Consider the following 25313-nt stretch of genomic DNA (forward strand, 5'->3'; position numbering starts at 1 on the left):
TTTTGCGAGGGCTGATTACGAGTACTGGTGGCGGAGCCTGCAAGCTTGCCGCGCCTGGGCTGGCCTGCATGATTTGGCGGCACGCGGCCGTTCCCGTTCAGCCCATTCAGCTTGTGCACTGCCTATGGCGCTGGCGGCGTTCAACTGCTGCGCTGGCGGCGAAACTCTTCGGGTGTCTTGCCGAGCGCTTTACGGAAGGCCGCGGTAAAGGCCGCGGCGTTCTGGAAGCCGCTTTGGTAGGCAACCTGCTTGATCAGTAGGCGTTGGTCGGTGAGCAAAGCCATGGCCTTCTCCATCCTGACTTCCGCGGCATAGTGGCGCAGGGTCTTACCCGTAGTGTTCTTGAGGAGGGTCGACAGTTTACGTGCCGGCAACCCACAGATAGCGGCTAGGTGAGATAGCGAGATGTCTTCCTCGGGACCGGCTTCGAGTATTTCGCGCAGCAGCTTGAGTTGCCGCGGACTTAGTTTGCCGTCGCTTTCGTTCAGGGATTGGTTGCCGAGAAACTCCCGACGAAGGTCAAGAGCGATACTGGTCAGCAGGCATTCGATATGCAATTCACTGGCAAAGCCCGGTGCGCAAACCTCTTCTGCCAGGCGTTGCAAAGAAGCCTGCAAGTAAAGGCTGCGCAGATTGAGCATGCTTTCGTGGGCGTGCCCAGCCCAATCCCACTGATAGGCGGCGAGTGGGCCAAGGTCGGTTGGGTCGAACAGGCAGATCAGCGACTTCTGCTGGCAGGCACCATGCTTGAGGTGGAATTCGGTACCATGGGGAATGAACAGAAGTTGGCCAAGTGGCTTGAATTGTTGAGTAGGCTGTCCACGGAATCTGCCGAGATTATGGCTGTTGTCATTGCACTCAAGACCTGAGGGGCTGAGCAGCATACGGATCAGGCAGCTGTTCTGCAGTTCGATCCGGGCCGTGCCTGAAGTGGACCATTGCGCGTGTTCCACGCGTAGGTCGAAGCCCCTCTTGCGGAGCGAGACTTCGGTGGCAAAATCACCCGGGTGTTCGGATTCGTATTCGCAGTAGTTGATCGCGTGCATGGTCATCCTTCAGCCGTTTTTATTGTTGGTGCTGAAATTCGATCGGTAGCGAATCGTTGGCGGTGTTCGGATCTGCCAGGTCGCTCATTGGTTAATCCCGACAAGGCCCGAGTTTACTCAGCGTGGCAGTGGGGACGATGCATAAATACTGAATGCAGGTATCAGGAAATCAGATGGCCAAGGGCAAAGACATTTCCATGCGGCAACTGCGCTACTTCGTGGCGGCGGCGGATGCCGGACAATTCTCTCAGGCAGCGCTCAAGGTGCATGTTTCGCAGTCGGCAATCACTGCGGCGGTCTTGCAGCTGGAGCAGGCCCTCGGTGTCAGTCTGTTCGAGCGTTTGCCCTATGGCGTTGCCTTGACCGCCGAAGGCAACAAGTTCGCCCAGCACGCGCGGCATATCCTCGACACCCTGCAGGATGCGCTCAGCGAGCCGCTGTTTCTTGGCCACTCGATGCAAGGGGTGGTGCGGGTCGGAGCATCCTATACCGTACTTGGCTATTTCCTGCCCGCGCTGCTGGCGCGCTTCAAACGCAGCTACCCGCAGGTAGAGGTCGACCTGCTTGACATGGATCGACCGAGTATCGAAGCCGCGGTAATCAGTGGCGAGTTGGATATGGGCTTGGCCATCGTCTCCAACACTCAGGATCTGCTGCGCTTCGAGCACCATGTGCTGATTCGTTCGCGGCGCCAGCTGTGGTTAGCCAGTCAGCATCCGTTGAACGCCGTGTCCTCAATTACCTTGGCCGACGTTGCCCAGCACGCTTACATCATGCCGACGGTTGATGAGGGGGAGGAATCTGCGCTGCGCTATTGGCGTACGCAAGGCCTCGAGCCTTACGTGGCCTTCCGTACCTCATCGATGGAAGCCCTGCGCGGGCTAGTCGCCCATGGCTTTGGCGTGACCATACTCTCCGACATGCTCTACCGGGCCTGGTCGCTGGAAGGTAAGAAAATCGAGAGCCGGCCGTTGGTCGATGTCATTCCGCCCATGGAGCTGGGGCTGATCTGGCACCCCGAGGCGCAACTGTCCGAGCCGGCCCAGGCGTTCCGCCAGTTCCTGATCATGGCCTGTGCGTCCTGAAAGACGGCCGATCATCGAGGCATGGCCGGGGCTGGCCTCGATGAACGGTGGGGTAGGGCGTTGAGGGCTAAGGCGTCAGGTTTAATTGGGCGTCGATGGCCTGGCGCAGGTCAGCGTCGTCGGCCGCGATGTCCGGGGCGAAGCGTCCAACCACCTGCCCGTCGCGGCTGACCAGGAATTTCTCGAAGTTCCACTGCACCGCCGGTGCCGGCGCGACTTCGATGCCGTAACCCTTGAGCCGCTCGCGCATCGGGCCGTCGCCGCTGGCGAGCGGTTGGGCCTCGGTGAGTATGCTGTACAGCGGATGTTGCTCGGCACCGGTTACCGCGATCTTGGCGAACAGCGGAAACTGAACGCTGTAGTTGAGGTCGCAAAACGCCTGAATCTCCTCATCGCTGCCCGGCTCCTGGCCGCGGAAATCGTTCGCCGGAAACCCCAGTACTTCGAACCCCTGTTCGCGTTTCTCTTTATAGAGCGCCTCGAGACCTTCGTACTGCGGGGTGAGTCCGCATTTCGAGGCGACATTGACGATCAGCAGCACCTTGCCTTTGAAGTGCTCGAGCGTCAGAGGCTTGCCTTCGATGGATTTCAGCGGGATAGCGTAGAGTTTTTGACTCATGGTGAAGCTCCTGATTGTGAAGTTGCCGCCCACGACGTGCCTGCAGAGGCAGGGCGCCTGGGGCGCGCTGGATTCAGTCTGGGTTATTGCCGTTGCGCTCGCGGACCATGGCCGCGAAATCGCGTTTGAGGGTGGGGAAGTAGGCGATTTGCCCACCCATGCCTCCGGCAATATCGATCGAGGCGGCACTGATGAAGCTGGCAAATTCGCTGGCCAGGAACAAGGCCATGCCGGCGACGTCCTCGGGTTTTCCATAACGGCCGATGGGCACCACTTTCATCACCATGGCATCGAACTCCTCACGCGTTACCCCGGGCCCCATTTCCTTGTAGTGGCGGTCCCACTGCCCGGTGTCGATCCAGCCCATGTTCAGGCTGTTGACTAGTATGTTGTCCTTGGCCAGGGACATGCCAAGCGAGCGCGAGAGGGCTATGCAGGCGGCGCGGTTGATCACGGACGGGATGCCATCCGGCGTCGGAACGGTACCGGCCAGGGCATTGATCTCGATAATGCGCCCCCATTGCTGTGCGCGCATGTAGGGAACCACCGCCTGAACGAAGCGGAAATGGCCCATCTGCAGGATATTCGCGTGCTCGAGGATGTCTTCCGGCGTCAGCGTATCCAGGTTACCCCCCTTACCCTGACCGGCATTGTTGACCAGAACATCCACGCCACCCCAGCTATCGGCGACTTCCTGGACGAATGCCTTGACGGCCTCGCTATCGGTCACATCGACCGCGCGGGCGATCACTGCCTGGGCGCTTGCCTGTAAGGCCTTGCCGGCCGAGACAACGGCCTCTTCGGTACGTGCGCAGATCGCGACCCGCGCACCTTCTGCGGCGAATGCCTGGGCAATAGCCCGACCAATACCGCGTGAAGCGCCGGTCACGATCACGCGTTTGCCACTGAGATCAATATTCATGGGTACTCCTTATAGGTAAGGGTGGCAGAGCGCTCGGCTCTGCGATTCCACGGGCGAGGAAAGCGCCAGGCGGACTCGGTGCTACGCTCATTAAATCCCAATACTTACGACGGCCAAAGCAATTATTGAACAAATAATTGTAATGTGTTTACTTGGCCGGCATGTCGACGCTCTGTAGCCGACGCCTGGCCTGGCCGGGTCTGCGTCCGGTTACAGGCACCTCCGTAGACAGTTTTGGCATGAGATGGAGTGACATTCTCTATAAAGAATCTAAATCTGCATATGGAATTGTCTGTACTTATCCGCTAAGGTGTCCTTCACGAAGAGTGGAACGAATCTGTCGTTAGTGTTCAGATAGCGAGCTACTCCGCAAGAGGTCGAAAACGCAGCTGTTGGGTGTTTTTCTAAACTAAGTCGTTGCAAAAATAAGAATAACGGAGCTGAGATGAAGATGATTAGAACGCTTGGTCGTATCTCGATGCCTCACAGCGCCCTGGCGCTGGCGATCATGAGCTGTGCAGGTGGAGCAACAGCGATGCAGATCGATGTCGGTAACCCCGACATCCGCATGCGCTGGGACAATACAGTCCGTTACAACCTGGGCATGCGCATGGAGGACCAGGACAACAAAATCATGAACAACCCGAATTTCGACGAGTCCGACGGGAAGTTCGATAAAGGCGACCTCGTGACAAATCGTCTCGATTTGTTAACCGAGATCGACCTCTCCTACAAAAACGACTTTGGTGGGCGCGTCAGTGCGGCAGGTTGGTATGACAACGCCTACGACGACACTTCTGTGGAGAGCAACGTACCGGGACTGGCCACCAGCTATAACAACAATCGCTATAGCCGCGAGGTGGAGCGCTATGTCAAAGGTCCATCAGGTGAGATTCTCGATGCCTTTGTTTGGACCAACTTCAGCCTGGGCGCAACCCCGGTAAACCTCAAAGTGGGCCGTCACGCTCTGTTCTGGGGTGAGGGCGTGTTGATCGGTGCGCATGCGATGTCCTACTCGCAGGCACCTGTAGATGCGGTGAAAGCCGTGACCAGTCCGGGTATTGAGACCAAAGAAGTCTTTTTGCCTGTCGGTCAAGTCTCGGCGAAAGCACAGGTCACCGATAACCTGTCGATTGCCGCGCAATATTTCTATGAGTGGGATAACACCCGCTTCCCCTATGGCGGCACCTATTTTGGCGCTGCTGACCCATTCTTCGAGGGTCCCGATCGTCTGCCGGCGGCTCCCGGCTTCAACCTCAACCACGCGACCTCCAAGCGCGGCCGCGATGGTCAGAACTGGGGCGTGATGGGCAAGCTGGACGTCGAGGCTATCGAAGCCACAGTCGGCGCTTACTACCGTGAATTCGATGACTACCAAGCGTGGCTGGCACCGCAGGTCAACCTGGCGACTCGTCAATACCGCCTAGTCTACCCACGCGACGTCAAACTCTATGGTTTGAGCATCTCCACCGCCGTTGGTGCAGCATCTGTTGGTGCCGACCTGTCCTACCGCAAGGGGGGAGCACTCAACGCTACAGGCGTAAGTCTGGTGGATGATGAAGGTCCGCGTGGCGACACCATTCACTTCGTGGCTAACGCTATTTACGGCGTTCCGCGTAATTGGTTGGCCGACAACTCGACGCTGGTAGCCGAGTTCGCCTATAGCCATCTGGACAAGGTCACCTCCCACGAGGAGCTGTACAAGGGCGAAGGGAACGCTGCTTGCCGTGACATCAGGACTCCTGGAGTCGCGGGTTCGGGCGATAAGTCCGATGGCTGCTCGACCAAGGACTACTACGCCGTCGCGGTGAACTTCACCCCGCAGTACGTAGAGATTCTGCCGTCCTGGACGCTGGATGTTCCGCTGACAGTCAACTACGGCCTGAGTGGCAACGCCGCCAGTGCTGGTGGTGGCAGCGAAGGTGCGCTCGCCTGGTCGGTTGGCGCCAAGATGACTTACCGCTCGCAGCATGAGTTCAGCCTGCGCTATGCCGATAGCGCTGCGCAGGAAAAGAACTCCAACAACATCAATGGCGCTCGCATGGTCAACGGCAATGGCAACGTCGGGGGTACCGACCGCGGCTGGTTGGCCTTCACCTACAAAACCTCCTTTTAATAATTCCAAGATCGGAGAATGGTTATGAAATTTCAACTCGTATTTGGCATCGCCTTGAGTGGTTTATCGGCGTGCGCACTGGCGGCAGTCAGCCCACAAGAGGCGGCCGAACTGGGTAAATCCCTGACGCCATGGGGCGCGCTTCAGGCTGGTAATGCTGAAGGAACAATTCCCTCATATGAAGGTGGCCTACGCGAAGCTCCAGCTGGATTCAAGCCGGATAGTGGCTTTTGGGTTGACCCGTTCAAGGATGAAAAACCGCTTTTTCGGATCAATTCGAAAAACCTCGATCAGTACGCCGACAAGCTGAGCGATGGGCAGAAAACTCTGCTGCAGAAAAATCCGGAATACTACCTGGATATCTTTCCTAGCCACCGTACAGTTGCCTACCCGCAGAAGGTAGTCGACGCAACCGTGCGCAATGCTACCGAGTGCAAGATCCAGAAAGACGGTTTGGCGGTCGATCCTGCCTGCCGTGGCGGTCTGCCTTTCCCGATTCCGGCTAGTGGTAATGAGGCTATCTGGAACCAGCAGCTGCGATACAAGATCGGTGGCGGTTATTCAACGACTTCATCGTCCAATAGCTGGGTTATCGACACCAATGGTCAGGTTACGAAAAGCGCCGAGCAGGCAACTTTTGAAGAAATGCCCTATTACCAGGTCGATCAGGATGATCGCGATCCACTGATGTATGCCCGGGTCTACTCGCTGAACATGTACCCCGCACGTCGTGCTGGCGAAGTCGTTGTACTGGCCGACTATCTCGACCCGTTGGCGAAACCGCGCCGCGCTTGGAGTTATACGCCAGGCCAGCGCCGGATCAAGTTGGCACCTGAATTTGCCTTCGATACCCCGGTGGCTAGCCAGGGTGGCGTGACCTTGTTTGATGAGTTGCAGATGTTCTCGGGCAGCCAGGAACGCTTCGATTACAAACTGGTTGGTCGTAAGGAAATGTTCATTCCTTACAATGCCTACAAGTTCTACTTCGATTGCAAGCAAGACGAGCAATTTCTTGATAATCACGCGAATCCAAAGTGCGAGCGCTGGGAGTTGCATCGGGTATGGGTCGTCGAGGCGACGCTCAAACCTGGTAAGCGCCACGTCTACAGCAAGCGTACCTACTACCTTGATGAAGACACCTTCGGTGTAGGCCTTTACGACGCCTGGGACAAGAGTGGTGCGCTGTACCGTTCGATGTTCCTCAGCGGTGTTCAGTTGTATGACCTGGACATCCCCTACAACGTCAAAAACGTCATCTATGACTTCAACAAAGGCATGTATGCCGTGATTAACGATGGTTTGAAGGGCGGCTACAAATTCGCCAAGGAGCCACGCTCCGAGCGTGAGATGAAGCCCGAGGCAATCGTCTCGCGTGTAACTCAGCGCTGATCGGGCTGCGGCATCTTGATGCGAACCGCTGGGTTCGTATTGAGATGCCGATTCTGACGGTTTACTCACAGTGGGTTCGCGGTCGCTGCATGACGCATGAGCGGCATGCCTACCCCTGCGCGGTTGAGGATAAAAATAATGATTGGCCCCGACCTTAAGATTTCCTGCCTGTTGCGTCTTCGTCCGCGGCAATGGCTGTTGTTGCGTGCATGTGTGTTGCCGGTCTGCACCCTTTTATTGACTGTGCTGCCGGTTGCTGCTGTCGAGGCGGCGGCATCTCCCAAGATAGATCCGCTTCGTGAGTCGGCAGCGCAGGTTGCCCTCCAGCTTCCGGCGCCGGTCATCGGTGTGGCACGCGCGGGTGATGATCTGTTCAGCGTAGGCCCGCATGGCTTGATCCTGCGGTCTTCCGATAGCGGCAAGAGCTGGGAGCAGATCCCCAGCCCGGTCGCCAGTGATCTGGTGCAGGTACGCTTTCGCGATGCCCAGCATGGCTGGATCGTTGGCCATGACTCGGTGCTGTTGCATACCAGTGATGGTGGCCTTAGTTGGACGGTGCAACTGGATGGCCGCAGCCTATTGAAGCTGTTGCGTGAGGTTTATGGTCAGCGTGCCGCCAGCGGCGACCTGGTAGGGCAAGACATGCTCCAAGAAATCAGCTTGGCCATGGGCACCTCGGCAACTGCCGATGTCTTGGCTGCGCCTCTACTCGATGTGTTGTTCGACGACAGTGGGCTGGGTTTTGTCGTCGGAGCCTTTGGCATGATCCTGCGCAGTACTGATGACGGCGCCACCTGGGAGCCCTGGATCGAGCGCACCGATAACGACCGGCGCATGCACTTGTATGCACTTGCCGAATACCAGGGCAACTTTTTCGTTAGCGGCGAACAGGGCGTGTTTATGCACCTGGATCAACAGTCGCAACATTTCGTCATGGTGCCGACGCCCTATACAGGTACGTTCTTTGGTGTGCGTGCCTTCAGCGATCTACTCCTGGTGCATGGCCTGCGTGGCAACCTGTTTGTCAGTCGTAATCAAGGGCATGACTGGCAGAAGATTAAGACTGGCCTCAAAACCAGTCTGGTGAGTGCACTTGAGCAGGGCGATCAACTGATCGTGGTCAGCCAGAGCGGTGAGATGGTCTCCCTCGACCGTCGCACTCTGCAGGTCAGCAGACTTCAAGCAGCCAATGCTGGGGAAGTCTATGCAGCCAGTGCAACCGACAAGCCCGGCCGGCTGGTCGTGACTCGTTTTTCCGGCGCAAAGGTCGTCGAGATCGCCCGGGCAGAATGACCCGCCGGCACGACCCTTCAGTGAGTGAGCAGACATGGTAGAGCAAAAGTACAACAGCGGAATGCCAGTGATTCCAGACCTCAAGGACTTCGACAAGTCGTCTGGAGGACTACTTGAGCGGATTATTTTTAGTAACCGCATGGTGGTCGTCGTTGCATGCCTGCTCGCCACGTTGGTATTTGGTTTCTTCGCGACGCGGCTGGAGGTCAATGCCAGTTTCGAGAGAATGATCCCCAGCTCCAGCCCTTACATCAAGAACTACCTGGCTTACAAGGATCAGCTACCTGGCCTGGGTAACAGCATTCGGGTGGTTGTAGAGAACAAACAGGGTGATATTTACGACCCTGAATATCTGCAAGCCCTGCAAGAGGTCAACGACACCCTGTACCTGATTCCCGGTATCGATCGCTCCTGGATGAAGTCGCTGTGGATGCCGATTGTGCGCTGGAAAGAAGTCACCGAGGACGGTATCGATGGCGGCGCGGTAATGCCCGCCGATTACGATGGCAGCGAAGCCTCGATCAACATCCTGCGACGTAACATTGGCCGCGCTGGTATCACTGGAAGCCTGGTTGCCAATGATGCGACCTCGAGCATGATCGTCGCGCCCCTGCTCGAAATCCATCCGCAGACTGGTGAGCCACTTAACTACGGTGAGTTCTCCACGCTGCTGGAGGAGAAGATCCGCTCCCTGCAAAACGACAAGATCGGCATCCACATCGTCGGCTTCAGCAAATTGGTTGGCGACTTGATTGACGGTCTGTACGCGGTGATGATGTTCTTTGGCGCCTCGGTGTTGATTGCTGCGCTATTTGTCTACTTCTATACCCGCTGCCTGCGCAGCACGATTTTGCTAGTAAGCATCGCGGTGGCGGGGGTGGTATGGCTGCTGGGCTTGATGCAACTGCTGGGCTATGAACTGGATCCCTATTCGATTCTGGTGCCGTTTCTGATCTTCGCCATTGGGGTTTCCCATGGCACGCAGAAGATGAATGGCATCCTCCAGGACATTGGCCGCGGTACACATAAGTACATCGCCGCGCGTTACACCTTCCGGCGCCTGTTTCTCACCGGGCTCACCGCGTTGCTGTGCAATATCGTCGGTTTCGCCGTACTGGTGATCATCGACATTCCAGTGATCCGCGACCTTGCGTTGACCACTAGCATGGGCGTAGCCGTGCTGATCTTTACCAAGCTTCTGCTGATTCCGGTCGCGCTGTCCTATATCGGCGTGAGTAAGAAGGCTGCACGTATAGCCATCGAGAAGGATCGCGCCGGTGAGCAGAACCGCAGCCTCCTGGGGCATGTCTGGCACGGTCTGGACCGATTCACCGAGCGCCGTTGGGCGACAGTGGTTATCGCATTGTCGGTGGTGGTCACGGTGGTCTGCAGCGTGGTCATGCTCGATCTGAAGATCGGCGATCTCGATCCCGGCGCCCCCGAGCTGCGTGCCGATTCGCGCTATAACCGCGACAGCGCTTACATAACCGATCACTACGGTCTCTCCAGTGACCAGTTCGTGGTCATCGTCAAGACCAAAGAGGACAGTTGCCGGCTGTACCAGTCACTGCAAACCATGGATCGACTAGCCTGGCGTCTGCGCCAGACCGAGGGGGTGCAGACCACCAGTTCACTGTCAGAAACCGTGCGTTTCGTGACATCTGGTATGGCCGAGGGCAGTCCCAAGTGGTTGACGATCAGTCGTGACCAGGCAATCACCAACTCATCGGTAGATGCGGCGATGATTTCTTCGCCAGGCATCACTAACCAGAAATGCTCGGTTACTCCGCTTATTGCCTACTTGGCAGATCACAAGGCGGACACTCTGACCCGTGTGCTGAAAGTCTCCGAAGAGTTCGCCGCGGAGTACAACACCGAGGTCGGTGCCGAGCAACCGCTCGAATTTCTCCTGGCCGCCGGTAATGCCGGGATTGAAGCGGCCACCAATATCGAAGTGGAGAAGGGCATCGTCACCATGTACCTCGCGGTGTATGGCGCCACGGCGCTGCTCTGCTTGGTGACCTTCCGCAGTTGGCGCGCCACTGTGGTCGCGCTGATTCCGCTGATCATGACCACGATTATCTGCAAGGCGTTGATGGTCTGGCTGGGTATCGGCCTCAAGGTGGCAACCCTGCCGGTGATCGCCGTGGGTGTGGGTGTGGGGGTGGATTACGCACTCTATCTGCTCAGCGTACAGCTCGCGGTGCAGGAGCGCGGTGGCACGCTGGCCGTCGCATACCGCCGCTCGTTGGATTTCACCGGCCGCGTGGTGGCGCTGATCGGCCTGACCATGGCGGCCGGGGTTGTTACCTGGGCCTGGTCACCGATCAAGTTCCAGGCCGACATGGGCATTCTGCTGACCTTCATGTTCCTCTGGAACATGCTCGGCGCCTTGATCCTCATCCCGGCTCTGTCGCATTTCCTGCTCAACCCGAAGACTACCGTCACGGCCACCGAGACCCTCGGCACCGATGACTCGCCGCGCTCGCGCAAGCAGACCGACAGCCATACCCAGGCGGTTACAGCTCATTGATCGGATTCGCCGCACGGTCGGCGCAATCCACTGACTTATCGGCCAGGTTAGTGCCATGGCCAGCTATTGGAGGGAGAGTGCTATGTTCGAATTATTGATGAGTGCCGACATGATGGTTCCGGATCCCGATGGGATGACGGAAAAGCTGGTGGACAAGCTCGGTATCTACAAACACGAGCGCTGGCGCCAGGCGTTCGACAATCATCCCTACATTGCGCACTTCCTGCGTGTGCACAAGTCGCTGGCAGTCGCGCCGACTCGCATCGAGCCGCAATGGCACCTGGATATGCCCAATCCGGGCGACCCGCTGTTCCATGACTTTCTTGAAAGCCTGAAGGACTTCCAGGGCCATCATCGGCCGATGATCACCCACTCTATCGTTCTGGCGCTGCATGGCGACAAGTTCGACGCGCTGGTCGACAAGTTGATGCGTCGCCGCCTGCCGTTTCGTATGGCCCAGCGCACCCCGGAAATGCCGTTCGACCGGCTCTGGCTCGGTGCGACTCCGGAGCAGCCCTATTACCGGCCCACGGTCGATGGCGGGCTGTGCATCGAGATCATGCCCACCGAGCCGCTGCAGATGCCGGCGGAAACCTACGCCCAGCCGCCGGCCCAGCCGCGCGACCAGAAGCCAGGCGACATGGTGCGGGTGACCGCGCGTGGTTTCCTGGTGCGCGATCTCGATGAGACCCTGCGCACGGTCTCCAGCAATCTCGATTGGGAGCCAAGCGGTCCGGTAGAAGCCATTCGCAGCGAAGGCTACCGCCGCGCACGCATGGGCTTCACCGTCACCAATAGCGCGACCTTGGATATCATCGAAGCAACCTACTGGAACACCGATGCCGGTCACTACGTGAACAACTGGGGCCCAGGTCCTTACTACATCCGCATCGGTGTCAACGACCTGGCCGCTAAGGCCGAGGATCTGCGCGCCCGCGGCACGGCCTTCGAGTGGATCGAGTCGTCTGAAGCCGTTGGCGGACGTTCACTGATCAAGATCGACCCGAAGGAGTTGGACGGTCAGGTCTTCGAGTTCGAGGAGTGCACCATATGAGTGCCGATACCAGCCAACAGTTGCCCTTGGTGATTAACGAGGCGGTCCGCGTTGAGCGCGATGCAGCGGTTGGCTGGGTCGTGCTGACCCGGCCGGGGCAGATCAACGCGATCAATGACCAGATTCGCCAGGGCGTGCCAGCGGCCTTGGCGCTTCTGGACAAGGACCCCTTGGTGCGCGTCATCGTCATCCGTGGCGAAGGCGAGCGTGGCTTCTGCGCCGGTGCGGACATCAAGGAACGGCGTGGTGCCGAGACCTCCCTGCAGGTGCGCCAGCGTATGCAGCGGGCTCGCTGGATCGAGTCGCTGGATCAGGTTGCCAAGCCAATCATTGCCGCGATCCACGGTTACTGCATGGGCGGTGGCCTGGAGCTGGCGCTGGCATGCGATATCCGCTTCGCGTCGCCGAACGCTATTTTCGCCCTGCCGGAGACCGGTCTCGGCTTGATCCCAGGTGGTGGCGGCACGCAGCGCCTTTCCCGGGTGGTGGCAGCCGGCCGCGCGCTGGATATGCTGCTCTCCGGCGATCGGATGAATGCAGAGGAGGCCCGGCAGATCGGTTTGATCAGTCGCTTGGCCAGCGATGCAGCGAGCTTGTTGAGCGAGGTAACTGAGTTCGCCCAACGCATCGCCAGCAAACCACCGATGGCCTCGTTGTATGTCAAGAGGGCCGCGCGCGCGGCGCTGGAACTGGATCTGAAGAGTGGCCTTGATCTCGAACTGGACCTGTTTGCCTTGCTGGCCACCACCCTGGACGCGAAAGAGGCGGCCAGCGCCTTCAGTGAGAAACGTGCGCCGCGCTTCACTGGTGAGTGAAGCGTTTCCCCGCTTGAACGACAACAAGAGAGAACCAGCATGACAACAGGAAAACTGGATGGCCGAGTCGCCATCATCACCGGCTCGGGCGGCGGCCTCGGCGCTGAGTGCGCCCGTGTGCTGGCGTCCCATGGCGCGCAGATCGCGGTCGTCGATATCAATGGCGAGGCCGCACAGCAGGTCGCCGATTCGATTGTGGCGCAAGGTGGGCAGGCCATCGGCCTGTGCACCGACGTGTCCTCCGAAGAGTCGGTCGAGGCTATGGTGGCGGCGGTGGTCGAGCGTTTCGGCCGCATCGATATCCTGCACAACAACGCTGCTGTGCTGGATGTAGGGCAACGCCAGCGCGACCGCGATATCTGCAACCTGGACATGGCCGCCTGGGATCGGGCGATTGCCGTCAACCTGCGTGGGGCGGTGCTGTGCAGCAAATACAGCATTCCAGTGATGCTCAAGCACGGTAAAGGCTCGGTGATCTTCGCCACCTCCGGACTGGGCGTGCAGGGCGATCTTTCCCTGACCGGTTATGCCACCTCGAAGGCGGCGCTGATCATGTTGCCGCGCTTGATCGCCGCTCAGTACGGCAAGCAGGGCATCCGCGCCAATGCCGTACAGATCGGCCTGGCACCGGCGGAGAACGCCCATGATTCCATGCCTGCGCAATTGCTGGATATCCTGCGCGACAACCACATGACCCCGGAACTGGGGACGCCTCGCGAGATCGCCAACGTCGTGGCGTTCCTGGCGTGCGACGAGTCGTCGTTCGTGACCGGCACCACGCTGGTGGCGGACGGCGGCTTCAGCAGCCACACCCCCTCGTTGGTAGCGATGCGCGAGTTCTTCCAGAAGTCGGGCAAGGACGGCATGTAACTCGGTTGTGCTGAGTGTCGCCAGTGAGCCGGGTAAAGGTGTGTATTACCCGGCAACTTGAGGCGGTTACGCCGGGTTGGGCGCGAGGCTGATGCTCGACACGATGAAATCGACCGAGTGTTGCCGCCACAGTTGCATGCCCTGCGCAGAACGCGTATCGACACCTACCAGTACCGACATGGAATAGTGGTTGGTAAATCCGCCGGAGGTGAGCAGGGCGGCTGTTGCAAGAAACAACCGTGGATCGGCCACGGCTTTGAACTCCCCGCATTGCGCGCCGCGCTTTAGAATATTGTCGAACTTTTCCGCGAGGGCAGGCGTCAGGTCGGCAAACATGTTGCGTGGCGTGTCATTGGCGTCATGATAGCGAATGCCTTCAAGGGCCAGCGCGCCCAAAAACGGATCATCCCGGTATTGATCGAAACAGTAGTTGAGTAATTCGCGCAGGGCTGCCGTCGGCGCTAAGTGTTCGACTTCAAGGGCGATGAGTTCGGCCATGATCCGCTGCGAGGACTCATCCAGTACGGCACTGAACAGTCGCTCTTTCGAACCGTAATAGTGATAAACCAGCTGTTTGGTAATCCCGGCCTCGCGGGCTATATCTTCAATGCGTGCACCGCTCAGGCCTTTTTTAGAAAACTCTTGGCGAGCGACTTCCAGCAAGCGGTTCAGGGTATTGCGTTTATTGGGTTCGGTGCGAACTGAGGTATTCATTTTATTGTTGTTCCGTGTGCCATATGCCGGCAGCGAGATCGGCGCCATATCGATACGCAGATTAACACGTCGACTCTTTGCGTATGGTTTTGCCATGCCGCTGGATGAACACAAGACAACCGCTGCCTAGGCATCAACGCCGAGTCGGCGAAGCGTCCCAAACAGCTAATAAACCAAGGGGAAGTCGCGATGGATCTGCAAATTGACGGCCGTAAGGCCATTGTCTGTGCGTCATCCCGTGGTCTGGGCAAAGCCTGTGCACTGGCCCTGGTACAAGAAGGCTGTGAGGTGGTGATCAACGGCCGCGATGCTGGGCAACTGGCCCGGACCGCGGCCGAGATCATGGCCTTGACCGGACATCAGCCACTCGCGGTGGTTGCCGATGTCGGTAGCGAGGCCGGGCGTGCCGCCCTCTTGGCTGCCTGCCCGGAGCCGGACATCCTGATCACGAACAATGGCGGGCCTGCTCCGGGGCGCATCGAGGAGTGGGACCATGCCGCCTGGTTAACGGCCGTGGAGGCCAACATGCTCTCGGCGATTCTGTTGATCCAGGCCGTGGTCGGCGGCATGCGCGCCCGGCGTTTCGGACGGATCGTCAATATCACTTCGGCCATGGTCAAGTCGCCGCGCCTGCCACTTGGTCTTTCCACCGCAGCCCGAGCCGGTCTGACGGCCTTTTCCAAGGCGCTGGCCAACGAAGTCGTGCGTGACAACGTCACCCTGAATAACTTGTTGCCGGAGCGTATCGAAACTGATCGGTTGCAGTTCATGACCGCGCAGTTGGCCAAGCACAAGGGCTGCAGCTTGGAACAGGCGCGGGTGGAAATGCTCCGGCCGATTCCGGCCCGGCGCTTCGGTACAGCCGAAGAGTTTGCCGCGGCCTGCGCGTTCTTCTGCTCGGTCCAGGCCAGCTATATCACCGGGCAGAACTTGCAAGTGGATGGCGGCAGCTATGCCGGGCTGATCTAGCTGCAGCCCAGGTTGCGCAGCAGTCGGTCATGCCTTGCAACGGGCTTTCCAGTCAGGCGGGGCGGCTTCTGTCTGGGCGAAGTCCAGCTCCACCTCGACCCCGTTGGGGTCGTTGCAGAACAGTTGCCAGGTGCGGGTTTCGCCCGGCGCGCGAATGATGCGAAAGGCGATGCCATGCTGATCCAGGCGCTCAAGGGTGGTCGCCAGACCCTCGGCGCGAAAGGCCATGTGATCGAGAACCCCGCGGCGCGGCTCGGGCATCCGTTCGACGGCAACCACGTGCAGGACCGGATGGGCGCCGACGTACAGCCAGTAGCCGGCAACCGGGAAGGGCGGACGCGGCCCTTCGCGTAAGCCAAGTACCTCGACATAGAAGTGGCGAGTGCCCTGCAGCTGATCGGTGACGATGGTGAAGTGATCCATGCGCGTAATCATGCTGTTTCCTTGAATGAGCTTAATGCGGCACTGCGCTTGTTTCGCCGAACTGGCCGCGCTGATAGCGAGTGCACTTGCGTTGTTAGCCCGATGCTACAAGTGGGTTCTCTCCCAACCAAGGTATCTGGCCGTTTTCGTTTGACTCAAGGTCAAACGGATGCGCTGCCGCTCTGGCGGCTTATTCGTTAGGGTAATACTTGGCAATCGCAGCGAACTGCGTTGCGATTTCTCGATAAGTCTAATAACGGAGATCGGCCCAATGAATCTTCAACCCACTGTCTCAAATTATCTGGCGATCATCGCATCGATTGCGGCCGCCCTGGCCGAGGCACAGGCGCAGGGAAACGCATAGTGGCCAGCAGGCAGTTTCATTACCGCGTTTCAATAGTTCGGACGTGCTGTGCGCAGTGTTAGTGCCGTGTGCGGGCTCTTGTTGAACTGACTCTTTTTTTTGCTGAGCGGCTGTTGCCGGTCAGCCTATATAGCGCGCAGGAGGCGGGTTGCCTGGCGGTAAGGCCTTCGGCCTGACCCAGGCGAGTCTCTTGCAAACGATTGAATATGGCTGGTTCGTCCTTGCCGGATCAAGTGACGTGCGAGTTGGTTGCCTCGACGATTATCCGCGCATGGATGATCCGATAACGGACCAGGCCATTGAAGTGCACACAAGTTGGCTGGCGTCATATCGACCAGCCATGGAGAGCAAATATGACGTTGAGTAATGCCGAGTTCGATGTCCTCGTTGTTGGGGGCGGACACAATGGCCTGACCGCCGGGTGCTACCTGGCCGCCGAGGGCAACAAGGTGATGGTGCTGGAGGCGCAGGCTAAGGTCGGCGGCATGGCATCTTCCGGTTACCTGATTCCCGAGGCTCCCGAGCATCTGGTGCATCCTTGCGCATTGGACATGATGTCAATGCGAGTGCATGCCCATGTGCCCGTTGAACTGGAGCTGGATCGCCATGGTTTCCAGGCGGTCGAATACTCGCCTGGTTATGTTTATCTGCACCCGGACGGCACCTCGGTAGTGTTCTGGCGTGACGCCAGCAGAACCGCCGAAGAAATCCGCCGCTACAGCCAGCGTGATGCCGACGCCTACCTGGCGTTCGTCAAGGTGCTGGATGTGTTCATCGACATGGCGCTGCCGATGATGCGGGCCGACCCGGCCAAGTTCAATTTGGGCACCAAGCTCAAGGTGCTAGGAACCGTGTTGAGAAATCGCAAACTCAAACCCGAATTGATGGCATTGATGACTGGCTCGGCCTACCAGGCGGCGCTGGAACGTTTCGAGCACCCGGTAACCATCTCCGCCATGTGCGCGCTGACCGGGCTGGCCGGTGTGATCACGGCGGATGGCAGCGGCATCTACTACGCCTTGGTGGCCTTCCTCCATCGCTTTGGCGTGGGCCGGGTGATCGGCGGCATGCAGAAGCTCAGCGACGCGCTGCGTTCGCGCTTCGAGGAGCTGGGCGGCGAGGTGATGACCTCGGCCTCGGTGAGCGAGATCGTCGCCGTGGACGGCAAGGTACGCGGCGTGCGCCTGGCGGACGGCCAGGAGTTCCATGCCCGTGTGGTAGTCGCCAGTTGCCACCCCAAGGTGGCACTGGAAATGGTCACTCCGGGAGCAATCGAACAGCAACTGTTGACCCGTGTGGCGTTGGCGCCGGCCAACGCCCATGGTGCCGGCCCGGTCAAGCTGGACCTGGCCCTGAACGGACAGATATCGGTGCCGCGTTTCGAGGCCATGCGCGGCGACGGCATCGACCTGCGCAAGGCCTGCCTGTTGATCGGTACCGCCGAGGCGGTGCTGGAGAACTTCGCCGCCAGTGCGCGCGGCGAGGTGCCACGCCTGCCTTACATCACCTTCGCCGCACCCAGTGCCGTCGACCCGTCGCAGGCACCGAGCGGCCAGGACGTGCTGTACGTGTACCCGCCGGCCATGCCGGTCAATCCCGTCGAAGGCTGGGATGCACTGCGCGAGCGGGTAGCCGATCAGCTGATCAGCCAGATCAGCGAATACATCGAGGGCGTGCGTGAAGACACCATTATTGGTCGCCGTCTCGAGGCCGCGCCGGATTTCACCGCGCGCTTGAACACGGTGAATGGCTGTGTCGTGCACATCGACACGACCAGCCTGCGTTCCAGCAGCATGCGCCCGGCCCTTGGTCTGGGCGGCGATACCCTACCGGTCGAAGGCCTCTACTTCGGCAGTGCCGGCATCCACCCCGGTGGTGGTGTCAACGGCATGGCGGGGCGTCTGGCTGCCCAGCGGGTCAAGCGTTACCTGGGTAAGCGTGCAAGCGACCGAACAGCGGCACCGGCAGGTGCCAGCCAGCAAGCTGTTGGCCAGTCCACGCCTGGGGCGTGAGCGCGGCCGTCCGGCCATTGATCGGTTGGGGCTCCACAGGGGCCGGTGCGGCGAGCCGCGCCGCCCGACAGGTCAATGGCAATGACAATGACAATGACAATTCAATAGAGCGAGAAGTGAACATGAGTGCTACCCCTAACGAGTCCCCAATCGATCTCAAGAGTGCCTACGCCGCGGTATCGGCAACCTACCTGGGCACGAACCTGGACATCCATAAAGCGTGCCGGGAGCAGCGCCTGAAATCCCCCGTCTACCAAGGCGACTTCATCACCCAGTTCGGTGTGCCGACCAATGCCGGCATCCAGCAGGGGACGCGGCCGACCTTCGCCCTGTTCAAGTACCAGGACGTGATGGCGGTGTTGCGCGACGGCAATACTTTCACCAGTGGCTTCATCGCCGAGGGCCTGGGCGCCTTCTTCGATGGCCTGGTGATCCTGGCCATGGACGGCGAGCCGCACCGCAAGGTACGTGCCCTGTTGCAACCGGCGTTCATGCCGGAGAACGTGAACAAGTGGCGTGGGCAGATCGACGAGGTGATCCGCAAGGGCTTCCTGGAACCGCTGATCCCGGAGAAGAAGGCCGACTTGATGCAGTTCGGCCTGGAGTTGCCGATCCGTATCATGTACGCGCTGATGGGATTTCCCTCCGATGACCCGTCCAAGTACAAGCAGTACGCCGCCTGGGCGCTGGCGATGGTCGGCGGCAACCAGATCGATCCGGAGAAGATGGCCGAGGCCCGGCAGAAGGCCGGCATCGCGGTAAAGGGGCTGTACGACGCCATCCAGGACGTCGTCGTGAGTCGTCGCGCGGAGGGCAGCCAGGGCGACGATGTGGTCGGGCGTCTGCTACGCGCCGAGTACGAAGGCCGCACCCTGGATGATCATGAGGTGATCACCTTCACCCGCTCGCTGCTGCCCGCTGCCGGCGAAACCACCACGCGCATGTTCAGTTCGGTGATGACCCTGCTGCTCACCACCCCAGGCCTGCTGGAGCGGGTCAGGGCCGATCGCTCGCTGATTCCCAAGCTGATGGATGAAACCGCGCGCTTCGAACCGGTGGCCACCTTCAAGGTGCGCGAGACCGCCAAGGATGTCGAGTTCCATGGGGTGAAGATTCCCAAGGGCTCCTTCGTGCAGTGCATGGTGGTCTCCGCCAACCGCGATGAGGACGCCTTCGAGAACCCCGAGGTGTTCGACATCGACCGCAAGCTCAAGCCCGCCTTCGGCTTCGGCTTCGGCCCGCACATGTGCATTGGCCAGTTCATCGCCAAGGTCGAGATCAGCTGCTCGATCAACGCCATCCTCGACCTGTTCCCCAACCTGCGCCTGGATCCATCGCAACCGGCCCCGGTCATCGAAGGTGCGCAGTTGCGTGGTGCTGCGTCGCTCCCGGTGATCTGGGACTGAACGGCGCTATCCCAATCTGCTTTGCGTGACTTTCGATGATAACGACAAGAGACGACTCCCATGCGAACTTTCAAGACGATTCCCGAGCGCGGCGACTTTGGCTTCCAGCAACTGGTCGGCCCGCACCAGGTCAGCGGTGCCTCAATGGGCGGCAGCCGCGGCTTCTTCGGTCTGCAATTGAGCAAATCCTCGCCATTTGGCTCGGTGCGTGACGAGGACGGCAACATCTATTCCTTCGTGCGTTCGCTGCTGGCCCCAGGCGGCACGCCGAACCCGACCAGGTTCTTCTACCTGAACAACCATGTCGACGGCGTCAACCTGCGCATGGACCACGAGAAAATGGCCCGTCAGGCACTGAGTCCCAAGCCGCTGCAGACCCTCGATGGCGACACAGTGCGCTGGACCAACCAACCCGGTGAAGCCGGCAACGGCTGGGAGATCACCGCCAACAGCGAGTGCCTGACCTGGAAGGAGGACGGTCTGTTCCAACTGGAGGGCAGGTTGCTCGGTCCAGGCCTGCAGTGGTACCTGCCGGGGGTGGAGTGGGGCACGTTCTACGTGTCGCAGCTGTGGGAACTCTCCGGCGTCTGCGAAGGCAAGCCGGTGAAGGGGGCGATGGCGCTCGACCAGTTCTACATGGCCGAGGGTGGTGCCATCCACTTCAAGAAGGACCTGGTGGTCAACAACAACAAGCACGTCATCTGGTGGTCGTTCGTCACCGTGTACAAGGACGGCAGTTGGGACGCCGGCTCCTTCATGGTCGGCCATGACCACCTCGGTTACGCGATCTTCTCCAACGACAAGGGTGAAGTGAGCGTCACCACCGACATCGAAGGGCAGACCAAGCACAAGGAGGGCAGCTACTTCCTTGAATCGGCCAAAGTGGTGCTGGAAGGCAAGGAGGAGTGGGAGTTCCTGCCGGACGAAAAGGGCGAAATGATCGACTTCGTCGGCGGCTTCCCGATCACCGCGCAGCAGGAAGGGCGCTGGCGCCGGGTCGGCGATACCCGCGAGCCCTCGCATTGGCTGGGCTGGGGTGAGTCTGATCGGCGCAACGGCTCTGCGCGTAACGTGCCGGGCCGCGATCTCTGAAACCCAGCGAGTTGCGACGATGTAGCTCCCGCCGGCCTGGCCGTTGCGGGAGCCTTGGCGAACAAGAATAAGAGGAAACTGCCGATGAGATTCCAAGACAAGGTGGTGCTGATCACCGGTGCCGGGCGTGGCATGGGTCGCGCCATCGCCCGGGCCTATGCCAAGGAGGGCGCGCGGGTGGTGGTGTCCGCCCGTACCGCAATGCACGGCACAGAAACCGTCGCGCAAATCCACCATCTGGGCGCCCAGGCTAGCCTGGTGGGCGGCGATATCGCCGATCGCGCGGCGATCAAGGCGATGGTCGACGGTGCCATCGAAGCGTTTGGCGCCCTGGATATAGTGGTGCACTGCGCCGCCGATACGGCTCATGGGCTGATCACCGAGATGGCGGATGAAACCTTCGATCATCTGGTGCGCAGCAACATCCAATCGCTGTTCTGGCTGGCCAAGGACGCGGCACCGCATCTTTCCAAGGCGCAGGACAAGGGCAGGATTATTTTCATCTCATCCGGCGAGGCCAATCGCAAGTACACGCCGACACTGATTCCCTACGCCTCCAGCAAGGCGTTCATGAACGCCTTCGCCCGTGGTCTGGCGGTGGAGTTCGGCGCACTGAATATCCTGGTCAACGTGATCGAACCGGGGCTGATTGGCACCGACCATATGCTCGAAACCCTGGGTGAGGAGCTGCCGCACCGGCTGGCCGAGAATTTCCCCGTGCCGCGTCTGGGGCAGTCGGCGGACATCGCCTCGGCTGCGCTGTTTCTGACCTCCAACGAGGCGTCCTACATCACCGGTACTTCGCTGCTGGTCGACGGCGGAGCCACCATGGTGACCCTGCCGAAGGTCGAAGAAATCCTCAAGGGGCATTGAGCCCAGATCGCGCCGCCCGCTCGGCACGACGGGTGGCGCCAGGAGTCCCGCATGTCCGACACTTCCCATTCACGACCTAAGGTCGCGATCGACACCGATGAATTCCAGCGCGGTTGGCGCGTCCTCTTCCTCGGCCTCGCCGGCATCTGCACCAGCATCAGCGTGGGCTTGCTCTACGGCTTCGGCACCCTGGTGATTCCCCTCGAACAGGCCTTTGGCTGGAGTCGGGGCGACCTGCAGGCGTCGATCACCTTTCTGTTCGCCGGGGTGGCCATATCCACCCAGTTGGTCGGCCCGTTGTACCGCCGCTTTGGCCTGCGGCGGGTGGCGATCGTATCGATCGTGTTGCAAGTTATCGGTTATGCGGCGATCACCCGGATTGAGCATTCCATCGGCTGGCTGTACCTGGCGTACTTCGCCATGCCGCTGGTTTGCGCGGGGACCATTGCCATCACCTGGACGCAGTTGGTCAACCTGTGGTTCGAGCGCAACCGTGGCCTGGCCCTGGCGGTCATTCTCTGCGGCACCGGACTGATGGCTATCGTTCTGCCGCCGCTGCTGGTGCGGCTGATCGCCCAGTTCGGCTGGCAGGCGGGCTTTTTCACCCTGGCGGCGATGCCGTTGCTGTTTACCTTGCCGATGGCGCTGTTCTGGCTGCGCTTGCCGAGCGAAGTGGAGTCCGCCTCGCCGTCGAGTGGCGAGGCGGTATCGCAGTTGAGCGACTTCAGCTTCCGCCAGGTGCTGCGCTCGCCGGTCTACTGGAGTTTCAATATCGCGCTGATCCTGTCGGTGTGCCTGACCGTCGGCATGGTCACCAATATCGTGCCGATGCTGCAGAGCAAGGGGCTTTCCGCTCAGGCAGCGAGCCAGATTTTCAGCAGCTTCGGCGTTTCCATCATCGCCGGGCGCTTGCTGGTGGGGTATCTGCTGGACCGCTACCCGCCGATTCTGGTCGCGGCGGTCAGCCTGGCGCTGCCGGCCATCGGTTGTGCAATCTTCCTGTTCGGCGACGTGCAGAGCATGGCGCTACTGGTGCTCGCCACCCTGTGCATCGGCGCCAGCGCCGGCGCGGAGTTTGACCTGGCGGCGTTCCTTATGGCGCGTTACTTCGGGCTGCGCGACTACGCCCGGATCTTCGGCCTGCACCTGGCGCTGGTCACTATCTTCGGTGGACTGATGCCGGTGGTCTTTGGTCGCCTCTACGAAGCTTACGACGGCTATTCGGCGGTGCTGTTGTGCTGCCTGGCCTGCTCTATCATCGGTCCATTGATCCTGCTCTGGTTGCGGCCGGCAGCGGTGGTCGCGGTCCAACAACAGCACGCCTGAAGGGTTGTGCAAACGTCAGGCGGGCTTGGCCCGCCCATGAAAACCGAGGAGCAATAAATGAGTGCGCAAGAAGCTATCGAGCAGTTCCTACATGGCCAGATTGAGTGCTGGAACAACGGTGACAAAGAGGGGTTCTTCGAACATTACCGCCGGGTGTCGCCCGCCGGCCTGAGCATCGAGTACGTCGGCCGGCCCTTGCCGACCGACTCCTGGCAGATCCTGGAAGGTATGTGGGAAAACCAGCAGCCGCGTTTCCGCGTAGAGGTCAAGGAAACCATCATCAATGGCGAAGAGGCCGCCTGTCATCATCGCAACGCACTACGCGATGGTAGCGGCGGTATCGAGACTATCGAGCTGTACCGTTTTCAGGACGGTCGGCTGTGGGTGCGTTACTTCATCAAGGCGTGAGGGGGAGCAAAGCGGAGCGCGACCACGGTCACGCTCTGCTTGCGCCGGGTTTAGCCGTTACCCCGGGCCTTCCTGCGTGCGGTCAGCCAGCCCCTGAACAGGATCATCGGCAGGCGCAGGATCAGGTTGACGCCGAGTAGCCGTGCGGCCTGCCAGCAGTCTTCCGGGTTGACCAAGATGGTGGTGGCCATGGCGCCCATGACCTTGCCCTTGATGACCAGTCGCTCGCCATCGCGCGTGATGGACTTGACGTCCACCATCTCCACACCTTCCTTGCTGAACATCTTCATGCTGTGATCGCTCCTGTAAAGGGTGCTCAGGCACCGATCAAATCGTCGAAGTCCAGTCCGGATTCCTCCAGCAGCACCCGCGCCACGTTTCGTCCGGAGGCGGCAGTGACACCGCCGCCGGGGTGGGTGCTGGCCCCAGCCAGATAGAGGCCGTCCACCGGTGATTTGTACTGGGCGTAGCCGGGAGCTGGTCGGTTGCCGGCGATCTGCCAGGAGTACGAACCAAAATGCAGGATGTCGGCGCCGATCATTGCGTTGTTGTGGCGTTCGATGTCCAGCGGGGTCATCCAGGAGAAGCCGATGATGTTGTCATCGTCCATGTTGGTGGTGAGCTTGCGCAGGTCGTCGAGGAAGGCGTGGGCGACCTCTTCGCCGATCTCGTCCCAGCGCTGCGCGCCGCCCTTGAGGTTGTAGGGGCAGAAGGCGTACATGTTGAGCACGCGCTTGCCTTCCGGTGCGCGGGTCTTGTCGTAGGTGTCCTGGGTAACGTAGGCGATGAAGTCGCGGCGTGGGATGCCGTACTCCAAGTCGCGGAAGGCACGGGCGAACTCCTCGGGGTCGGAGTGCGAGCGCTCTACCCAGAAGAAGTCGTCTACCGCCGGGCCGACCTTGTAGCGCGGTGCCTCGTGCAGCGCGACGTGCATGTTGAACGGCTGGAAGCTGCTGTGCTTGAGAGTACGGATGCGCTGCTCGAAGCCTTCGGGAAGTGCGCAGCCGGGAACCATGGCAGGGAACACCTGTTTGGCGTGCAGGGTGGAGACCACGCCTTTGCGGGCCAGTATTTCCTCGCCGCTTTCGAGGATCACACCGGTCGCCTTGCTGCCTTCGATCTTGAACTGGCGGATCGCTGCATCGGTGCGCACCTCGCCGCCGTGGTGTTCCAGGCAGGCCCGCAGAGCGTCGGCGAAGGCACCGGAGCCGCCCACTGGAATGCCCACGCCGTAGCGGTGCATGAGCGGCAGAATGATGTAGAAGCCAAAGCCGGTGCCGTTGTCGAACGGGTTCATCATCGCCTCGGAGGCGTAGCGGGCCAGGGCGATCTTGACCTTGTCGTTCTCGAACCATTCGCTGATGTAGTCCCAGGCACTCATCGACTGGGTACGCATCAGTTCCTGGCCGACCTGGCTTTGCTCCATCATCAGCGCCTGGTGCGAGGCACTCGGCGGCGGGTTGAACATGCCCATGACCAGCATGTCGAGGTTCTGGAATACCTGGTGGTTGAAGCGGCGGTAGGCCTCAGCGTCACGTTCGGAAAACTTGGCGATGGCCTGGCAGGTGCGCTCCAAATCGGTGTAGAACTCCAGGGTGGTGCCGTCGTCGTAGAAGATCGCGGTCATTTTGTCGGGGTTGATGTATTGCAGGCCGAACTTCGACTTTAGCTCCAGTTCGTCGTTGCGCAGCAGCGGGTTGGCCTGCAGCAGGGTGTGCGCCACCGAGCAGACGTCGTGCTTGAAGCCGGGCACGGTCAGCTCACGGGTCATCACGCCGCCGCCGACCTTGTCGTTCTTTTCCACTACGCAGACGCTTTGTCCGGCCTTGGCCAGGTAACAGGCGGCGACCAGGCCATTGTGGCCGCCACCGGCGATGACGATGTCGTAAGTCTTGCTCATTGTTGTTTTCCTTTTTCGTTGATGCACCAGGGTGCGTTTGGTCCAGGCGGAACGCGCCTGGGCCAGAGGCGTCGGGCCTCAGAG

At 60.2% G+C, this 25313-nt stretch carries 22 protein-coding genes; 15 read left to right on the plus strand and 7 right to left on the minus strand.

What is annotated here, in order from left to right:
• Positions 1–140 precede the first annotated feature (140 nt).
• The gene (locus PH586_RS07755; protein WP_271347183.1) at positions 141–1046 is read right to left on the minus strand and encodes a helix-turn-helix domain-containing protein; all 906 of its coding nucleotides are present in this window, start codon (positions 1044–1046) and stop codon (positions 141–143) included.
• Between the two features lie 173 nt (positions 1047–1219).
• Here PH586_RS07755 and PH586_RS07760 point away from each other — a divergent pair, with 173 nt between their 5' ends.
• Entirely contained in the window at positions 1220–2131 is a 912-nt protein-coding gene (locus PH586_RS07760) for a LysR family transcriptional regulator (protein ID WP_271347184.1), read from the plus strand.
• A 67-nt stretch (positions 2132–2198) separates the two neighbouring features.
• On the opposite strand, the gene PH586_RS07765 is transcribed toward PH586_RS07760, so the two are convergent.
• Positions 2199–2750: a glutathione peroxidase gene (locus tag PH586_RS07765; RefSeq protein ID WP_271347185.1), complete on the minus strand. Its 552-nt coding sequence runs from the start codon at positions 2748–2750 to the stop codon at positions 2199–2201.
• 73 nt (positions 2751–2823) lie between these two features.
• Positions 2824–3672, minus strand: coding sequence for an SDR family oxidoreductase (locus tag PH586_RS07770; protein ID WP_271347186.1), 849 nt, complete (start codon positions 3670–3672; stop codon positions 2824–2826).
• Positions 3673–4117: 445 nt separating this feature from the next.
• Between PH586_RS07770 and PH586_RS07775 the strand changes: the two genes are divergently transcribed.
• The 7 genes from PH586_RS07775 to PH586_RS07805 all read left to right on the plus strand — a co-directional run bounded on the left by PH586_RS07775 (position 4118) and on the right by PH586_RS07805 (position 13742).
• Positions 4118–5788, plus strand: a complete 1671-nt coding sequence (locus PH586_RS07775) for a DUF1302 domain-containing protein (protein ID WP_271347187.1) — start codon at positions 4118–4120, stop codon at positions 5786–5788.
• 24 nt (positions 5789–5812) lie between these two features.
• Positions 5813–7177: a DUF1329 domain-containing protein gene (locus PH586_RS07780; RefSeq protein ID WP_271347188.1), complete on the plus strand. Its 1365-nt coding sequence runs from the start codon at positions 5813–5815 to the stop codon at positions 7175–7177.
• Positions 7178–7315: 138 nt separating this feature from the next.
• Positions 7316–8470, plus strand: coding sequence for a WD40/YVTN/BNR-like repeat-containing protein (locus PH586_RS07785; RefSeq protein WP_271347189.1), 1155 nt, complete (start codon positions 7316–7318; stop codon positions 8468–8470).
• 34 nt (positions 8471–8504) lie between these two features.
• Positions 8505–11003 (plus strand): efflux RND transporter permease subunit, encoded by a 2499-nt coding sequence (locus PH586_RS07790; protein WP_271347190.1) that lies wholly within the window; start codon positions 8505–8507, stop codon positions 11001–11003.
• A gap of 82 nt (positions 11004–11085) precedes the next feature.
• Positions 11086–12057 carry a VOC family protein gene (locus PH586_RS07795; RefSeq protein WP_271347191.1) on the plus strand — a complete coding sequence of 324 codons (972 nt, stop codon included), beginning with the start codon at positions 11086–11088 and terminating at the stop codon, positions 12055–12057.
• Positions 12054–12872: an enoyl-CoA hydratase/isomerase family protein gene (locus PH586_RS07800; RefSeq protein ID WP_271347192.1), complete on the plus strand. Its 819-nt coding sequence runs from the start codon at positions 12054–12056 to the stop codon at positions 12870–12872. Before PH586_RS07795 ends, PH586_RS07800 begins: the two co-directional genes overlap by 4 nt.
• A gap of 39 nt (positions 12873–12911) precedes the next feature.
• Positions 12912–13742, plus strand: a complete 831-nt coding sequence (locus PH586_RS07805; protein ID WP_271347193.1) for an SDR family NAD(P)-dependent oxidoreductase — start codon at positions 12912–12914, stop codon at positions 13740–13742.
• Positions 13743–13808: 66 nt separating this feature from the next.
• Here PH586_RS07805 and PH586_RS07810 read toward each other — a convergent pair whose 3' ends face one another.
• Complete coding sequence (locus tag PH586_RS07810) at positions 13809–14456, minus strand: TetR/AcrR family transcriptional regulator (RefSeq protein WP_271347194.1); 648 nt, start codon at positions 14454–14456, stop codon at positions 13809–13811.
• Between the two features lie 189 nt (positions 14457–14645).
• Between PH586_RS07810 and PH586_RS07815 the strand changes: the two genes are divergently transcribed.
• The gene (locus tag PH586_RS07815; protein ID WP_271347195.1) at positions 14646–15425 is read left to right on the plus strand and encodes an SDR family oxidoreductase; all 780 of its coding nucleotides are present in this window, start codon (positions 14646–14648) and stop codon (positions 15423–15425) included.
• 27 nt (positions 15426–15452) lie between these two features.
• Here the strand turns inward: PH586_RS07815 and PH586_RS07820 are convergent, their stop codons facing one another.
• Entirely contained in the window at positions 15453–15860 is a 408-nt protein-coding gene (locus PH586_RS07820) for a VOC family protein (protein WP_271347196.1), read from the minus strand.
• Between the two features lie 705 nt (positions 15861–16565).
• Here PH586_RS07820 and PH586_RS07825 point away from each other — a divergent pair.
• The 6 genes from PH586_RS07825 to PH586_RS07850 all read left to right on the plus strand — a co-directional run bounded on the left by PH586_RS07825 (position 16566) and on the right by PH586_RS07850 (position 23329).
• The gene (locus tag PH586_RS07825) at positions 16566–18224 is read left to right on the plus strand and encodes a phytoene desaturase family protein (RefSeq protein ID WP_271347197.1); all 1659 of its coding nucleotides are present in this window, start codon (positions 16566–16568) and stop codon (positions 18222–18224) included.
• 122 nt (positions 18225–18346) lie between these two features.
• Positions 18347–19630 carry a cytochrome P450 gene (locus PH586_RS07830; RefSeq protein WP_271347198.1) on the plus strand — a complete coding sequence of 428 codons (1284 nt, stop codon included), beginning with the start codon at positions 18347–18349 and terminating at the stop codon, positions 19628–19630.
• A gap of 60 nt (positions 19631–19690) precedes the next feature.
• Positions 19691–20722 carry a hypothetical protein gene (locus PH586_RS07835; RefSeq protein WP_271347199.1) on the plus strand — a complete coding sequence of 344 codons (1032 nt, stop codon included), beginning with the start codon at positions 19691–19693 and terminating at the stop codon, positions 20720–20722.
• 84 nt (positions 20723–20806) lie between these two features.
• Complete coding sequence (locus PH586_RS07840; RefSeq protein WP_271347200.1) at positions 20807–21595, plus strand: SDR family NAD(P)-dependent oxidoreductase; 789 nt, start codon at positions 20807–20809, stop codon at positions 21593–21595.
• Positions 21596–21646: 51 nt separating this feature from the next.
• Complete coding sequence (locus PH586_RS07845; protein ID WP_271347201.1) at positions 21647–22921, plus strand: MFS transporter; 1275 nt, start codon at positions 21647–21649, stop codon at positions 22919–22921.
• Positions 22922–22978: 57 nt separating this feature from the next.
• Positions 22979–23329, plus strand: a complete 351-nt coding sequence (locus tag PH586_RS07850) for a nuclear transport factor 2 family protein (RefSeq protein ID WP_271347202.1) — start codon at positions 22979–22981, stop codon at positions 23327–23329.
• Between the two features lie 50 nt (positions 23330–23379).
• Here PH586_RS07850 and PH586_RS07855 read toward each other — a convergent pair whose 3' ends face one another.
• Together PH586_RS07855 and PH586_RS07860 are read right to left on the minus strand one after the other, a co-directional pair.
• Positions 23380–23619 carry a hypothetical protein gene (locus tag PH586_RS07855; protein ID WP_271347203.1) on the minus strand — a complete coding sequence of 80 codons (240 nt, stop codon included), beginning with the start codon at positions 23617–23619 and terminating at the stop codon, positions 23380–23382.
• 26 nt (positions 23620–23645) lie between these two features.
• Complete coding sequence (locus PH586_RS07860) at positions 23646–25229, minus strand: phytoene desaturase family protein (protein ID WP_271347204.1); 1584 nt, start codon at positions 25227–25229, stop codon at positions 23646–23648.
• Positions 25230–25313: the final 84 nt, after the last annotated feature.

It is taken from the genome of Pseudomonas aestuarii, assembly GCF_027988105.1.
Classification (GTDB): domain Bacteria; phylum Pseudomonadota; class Gammaproteobacteria; order Pseudomonadales; family Pseudomonadaceae; genus Aquipseudomonas; species Aquipseudomonas aestuarii.

What these genes read in the sequence shown, in the direction of transcription:
- PH586_RS07755 (WP_271347183.1), bottom strand. Translation starts at nt 1,046, where the DNA reads ATGCACGCGATCAACTACTGCGAATACGAATCCGAACACCCGGGTGAT.
- PH586_RS07760 (WP_271347184.1), top strand. Translation starts at nt 1,220, where the DNA reads ATGGCCAAGGGCAAAGACATTTCCATGCGGCAACTGCGCTACTTCGTG.
- PH586_RS07765 (WP_271347185.1), bottom strand. Translation starts at nt 2,750, where the DNA reads ATGAGTCAAAAACTCTACGCTATCCCGCTGAAATCCATCGAAGGCAAG.
- PH586_RS07770 (WP_271347186.1), bottom strand. Translation starts at nt 3,672, where the DNA reads ATGAATATTGATCTCAGTGGCAAACGCGTGATCGTGACCGGCGCTTCA.
- PH586_RS07775 (WP_271347187.1), top strand. Translation starts at nt 4,118, where the DNA reads ATGAAGATGATTAGAACGCTTGGTCGTATCTCGATGCCTCACAGCGCC.
- PH586_RS07780 (WP_271347188.1), top strand. Translation starts at nt 5,813, where the DNA reads ATGAAATTTCAACTCGTATTTGGCATCGCCTTGAGTGGTTTATCGGCG.
- PH586_RS07785 (WP_271347189.1), top strand. Translation starts at nt 7,316, where the DNA reads ATGATTGGCCCCGACCTTAAGATTTCCTGCCTGTTGCGTCTTCGTCCG.
- PH586_RS07790 (WP_271347190.1), top strand. Translation starts at nt 8,505, where the DNA reads ATGGTAGAGCAAAAGTACAACAGCGGAATGCCAGTGATTCCAGACCTC.
- PH586_RS07795 (WP_271347191.1), top strand. Translation starts at nt 11,086, where the DNA reads ATGTTCGAATTATTGATGAGTGCCGACATGATGGTTCCGGATCCCGAT.
- PH586_RS07800 (WP_271347192.1), top strand. Translation starts at nt 12,054, where the DNA reads ATGAGTGCCGATACCAGCCAACAGTTGCCCTTGGTGATTAACGAGGCG.
- PH586_RS07805 (WP_271347193.1), top strand. Translation starts at nt 12,912, where the DNA reads ATGACAACAGGAAAACTGGATGGCCGAGTCGCCATCATCACCGGCTCG.
- PH586_RS07810 (WP_271347194.1), bottom strand. Translation starts at nt 14,456, where the DNA reads ATGAATACCTCAGTTCGCACCGAACCCAATAAACGCAATACCCTGAAC.
- PH586_RS07815 (WP_271347195.1), top strand. Translation starts at nt 14,646, where the DNA reads ATGGATCTGCAAATTGACGGCCGTAAGGCCATTGTCTGTGCGTCATCC.
- PH586_RS07820 (WP_271347196.1), bottom strand. Translation starts at nt 15,860, where the DNA reads ATGATTACGCGCATGGATCACTTCACCATCGTCACCGATCAGCTGCAG.
- PH586_RS07825 (WP_271347197.1), top strand. Translation starts at nt 16,566, where the DNA reads ATGACGTTGAGTAATGCCGAGTTCGATGTCCTCGTTGTTGGGGGCGGA.
- PH586_RS07830 (WP_271347198.1), top strand. Translation starts at nt 18,347, where the DNA reads ATGAGTGCTACCCCTAACGAGTCCCCAATCGATCTCAAGAGTGCCTAC.
- PH586_RS07835 (WP_271347199.1), top strand. Translation starts at nt 19,691, where the DNA reads ATGCGAACTTTCAAGACGATTCCCGAGCGCGGCGACTTTGGCTTCCAG.
- PH586_RS07840 (WP_271347200.1), top strand. Translation starts at nt 20,807, where the DNA reads ATGAGATTCCAAGACAAGGTGGTGCTGATCACCGGTGCCGGGCGTGGC.
- PH586_RS07845 (WP_271347201.1), top strand. Translation starts at nt 21,647, where the DNA reads ATGTCCGACACTTCCCATTCACGACCTAAGGTCGCGATCGACACCGAT.
- PH586_RS07850 (WP_271347202.1), top strand. Translation starts at nt 22,979, where the DNA reads ATGAGTGCGCAAGAAGCTATCGAGCAGTTCCTACATGGCCAGATTGAG.
- PH586_RS07855 (WP_271347203.1), bottom strand. Translation starts at nt 23,619, where the DNA reads ATGAAGATGTTCAGCAAGGAAGGTGTGGAGATGGTGGACGTCAAGTCC.
- PH586_RS07860 (WP_271347204.1), bottom strand. Translation starts at nt 25,229, where the DNA reads ATGAGCAAGACTTACGACATCGTCATCGCCGGTGGCGGCCACAATGGC.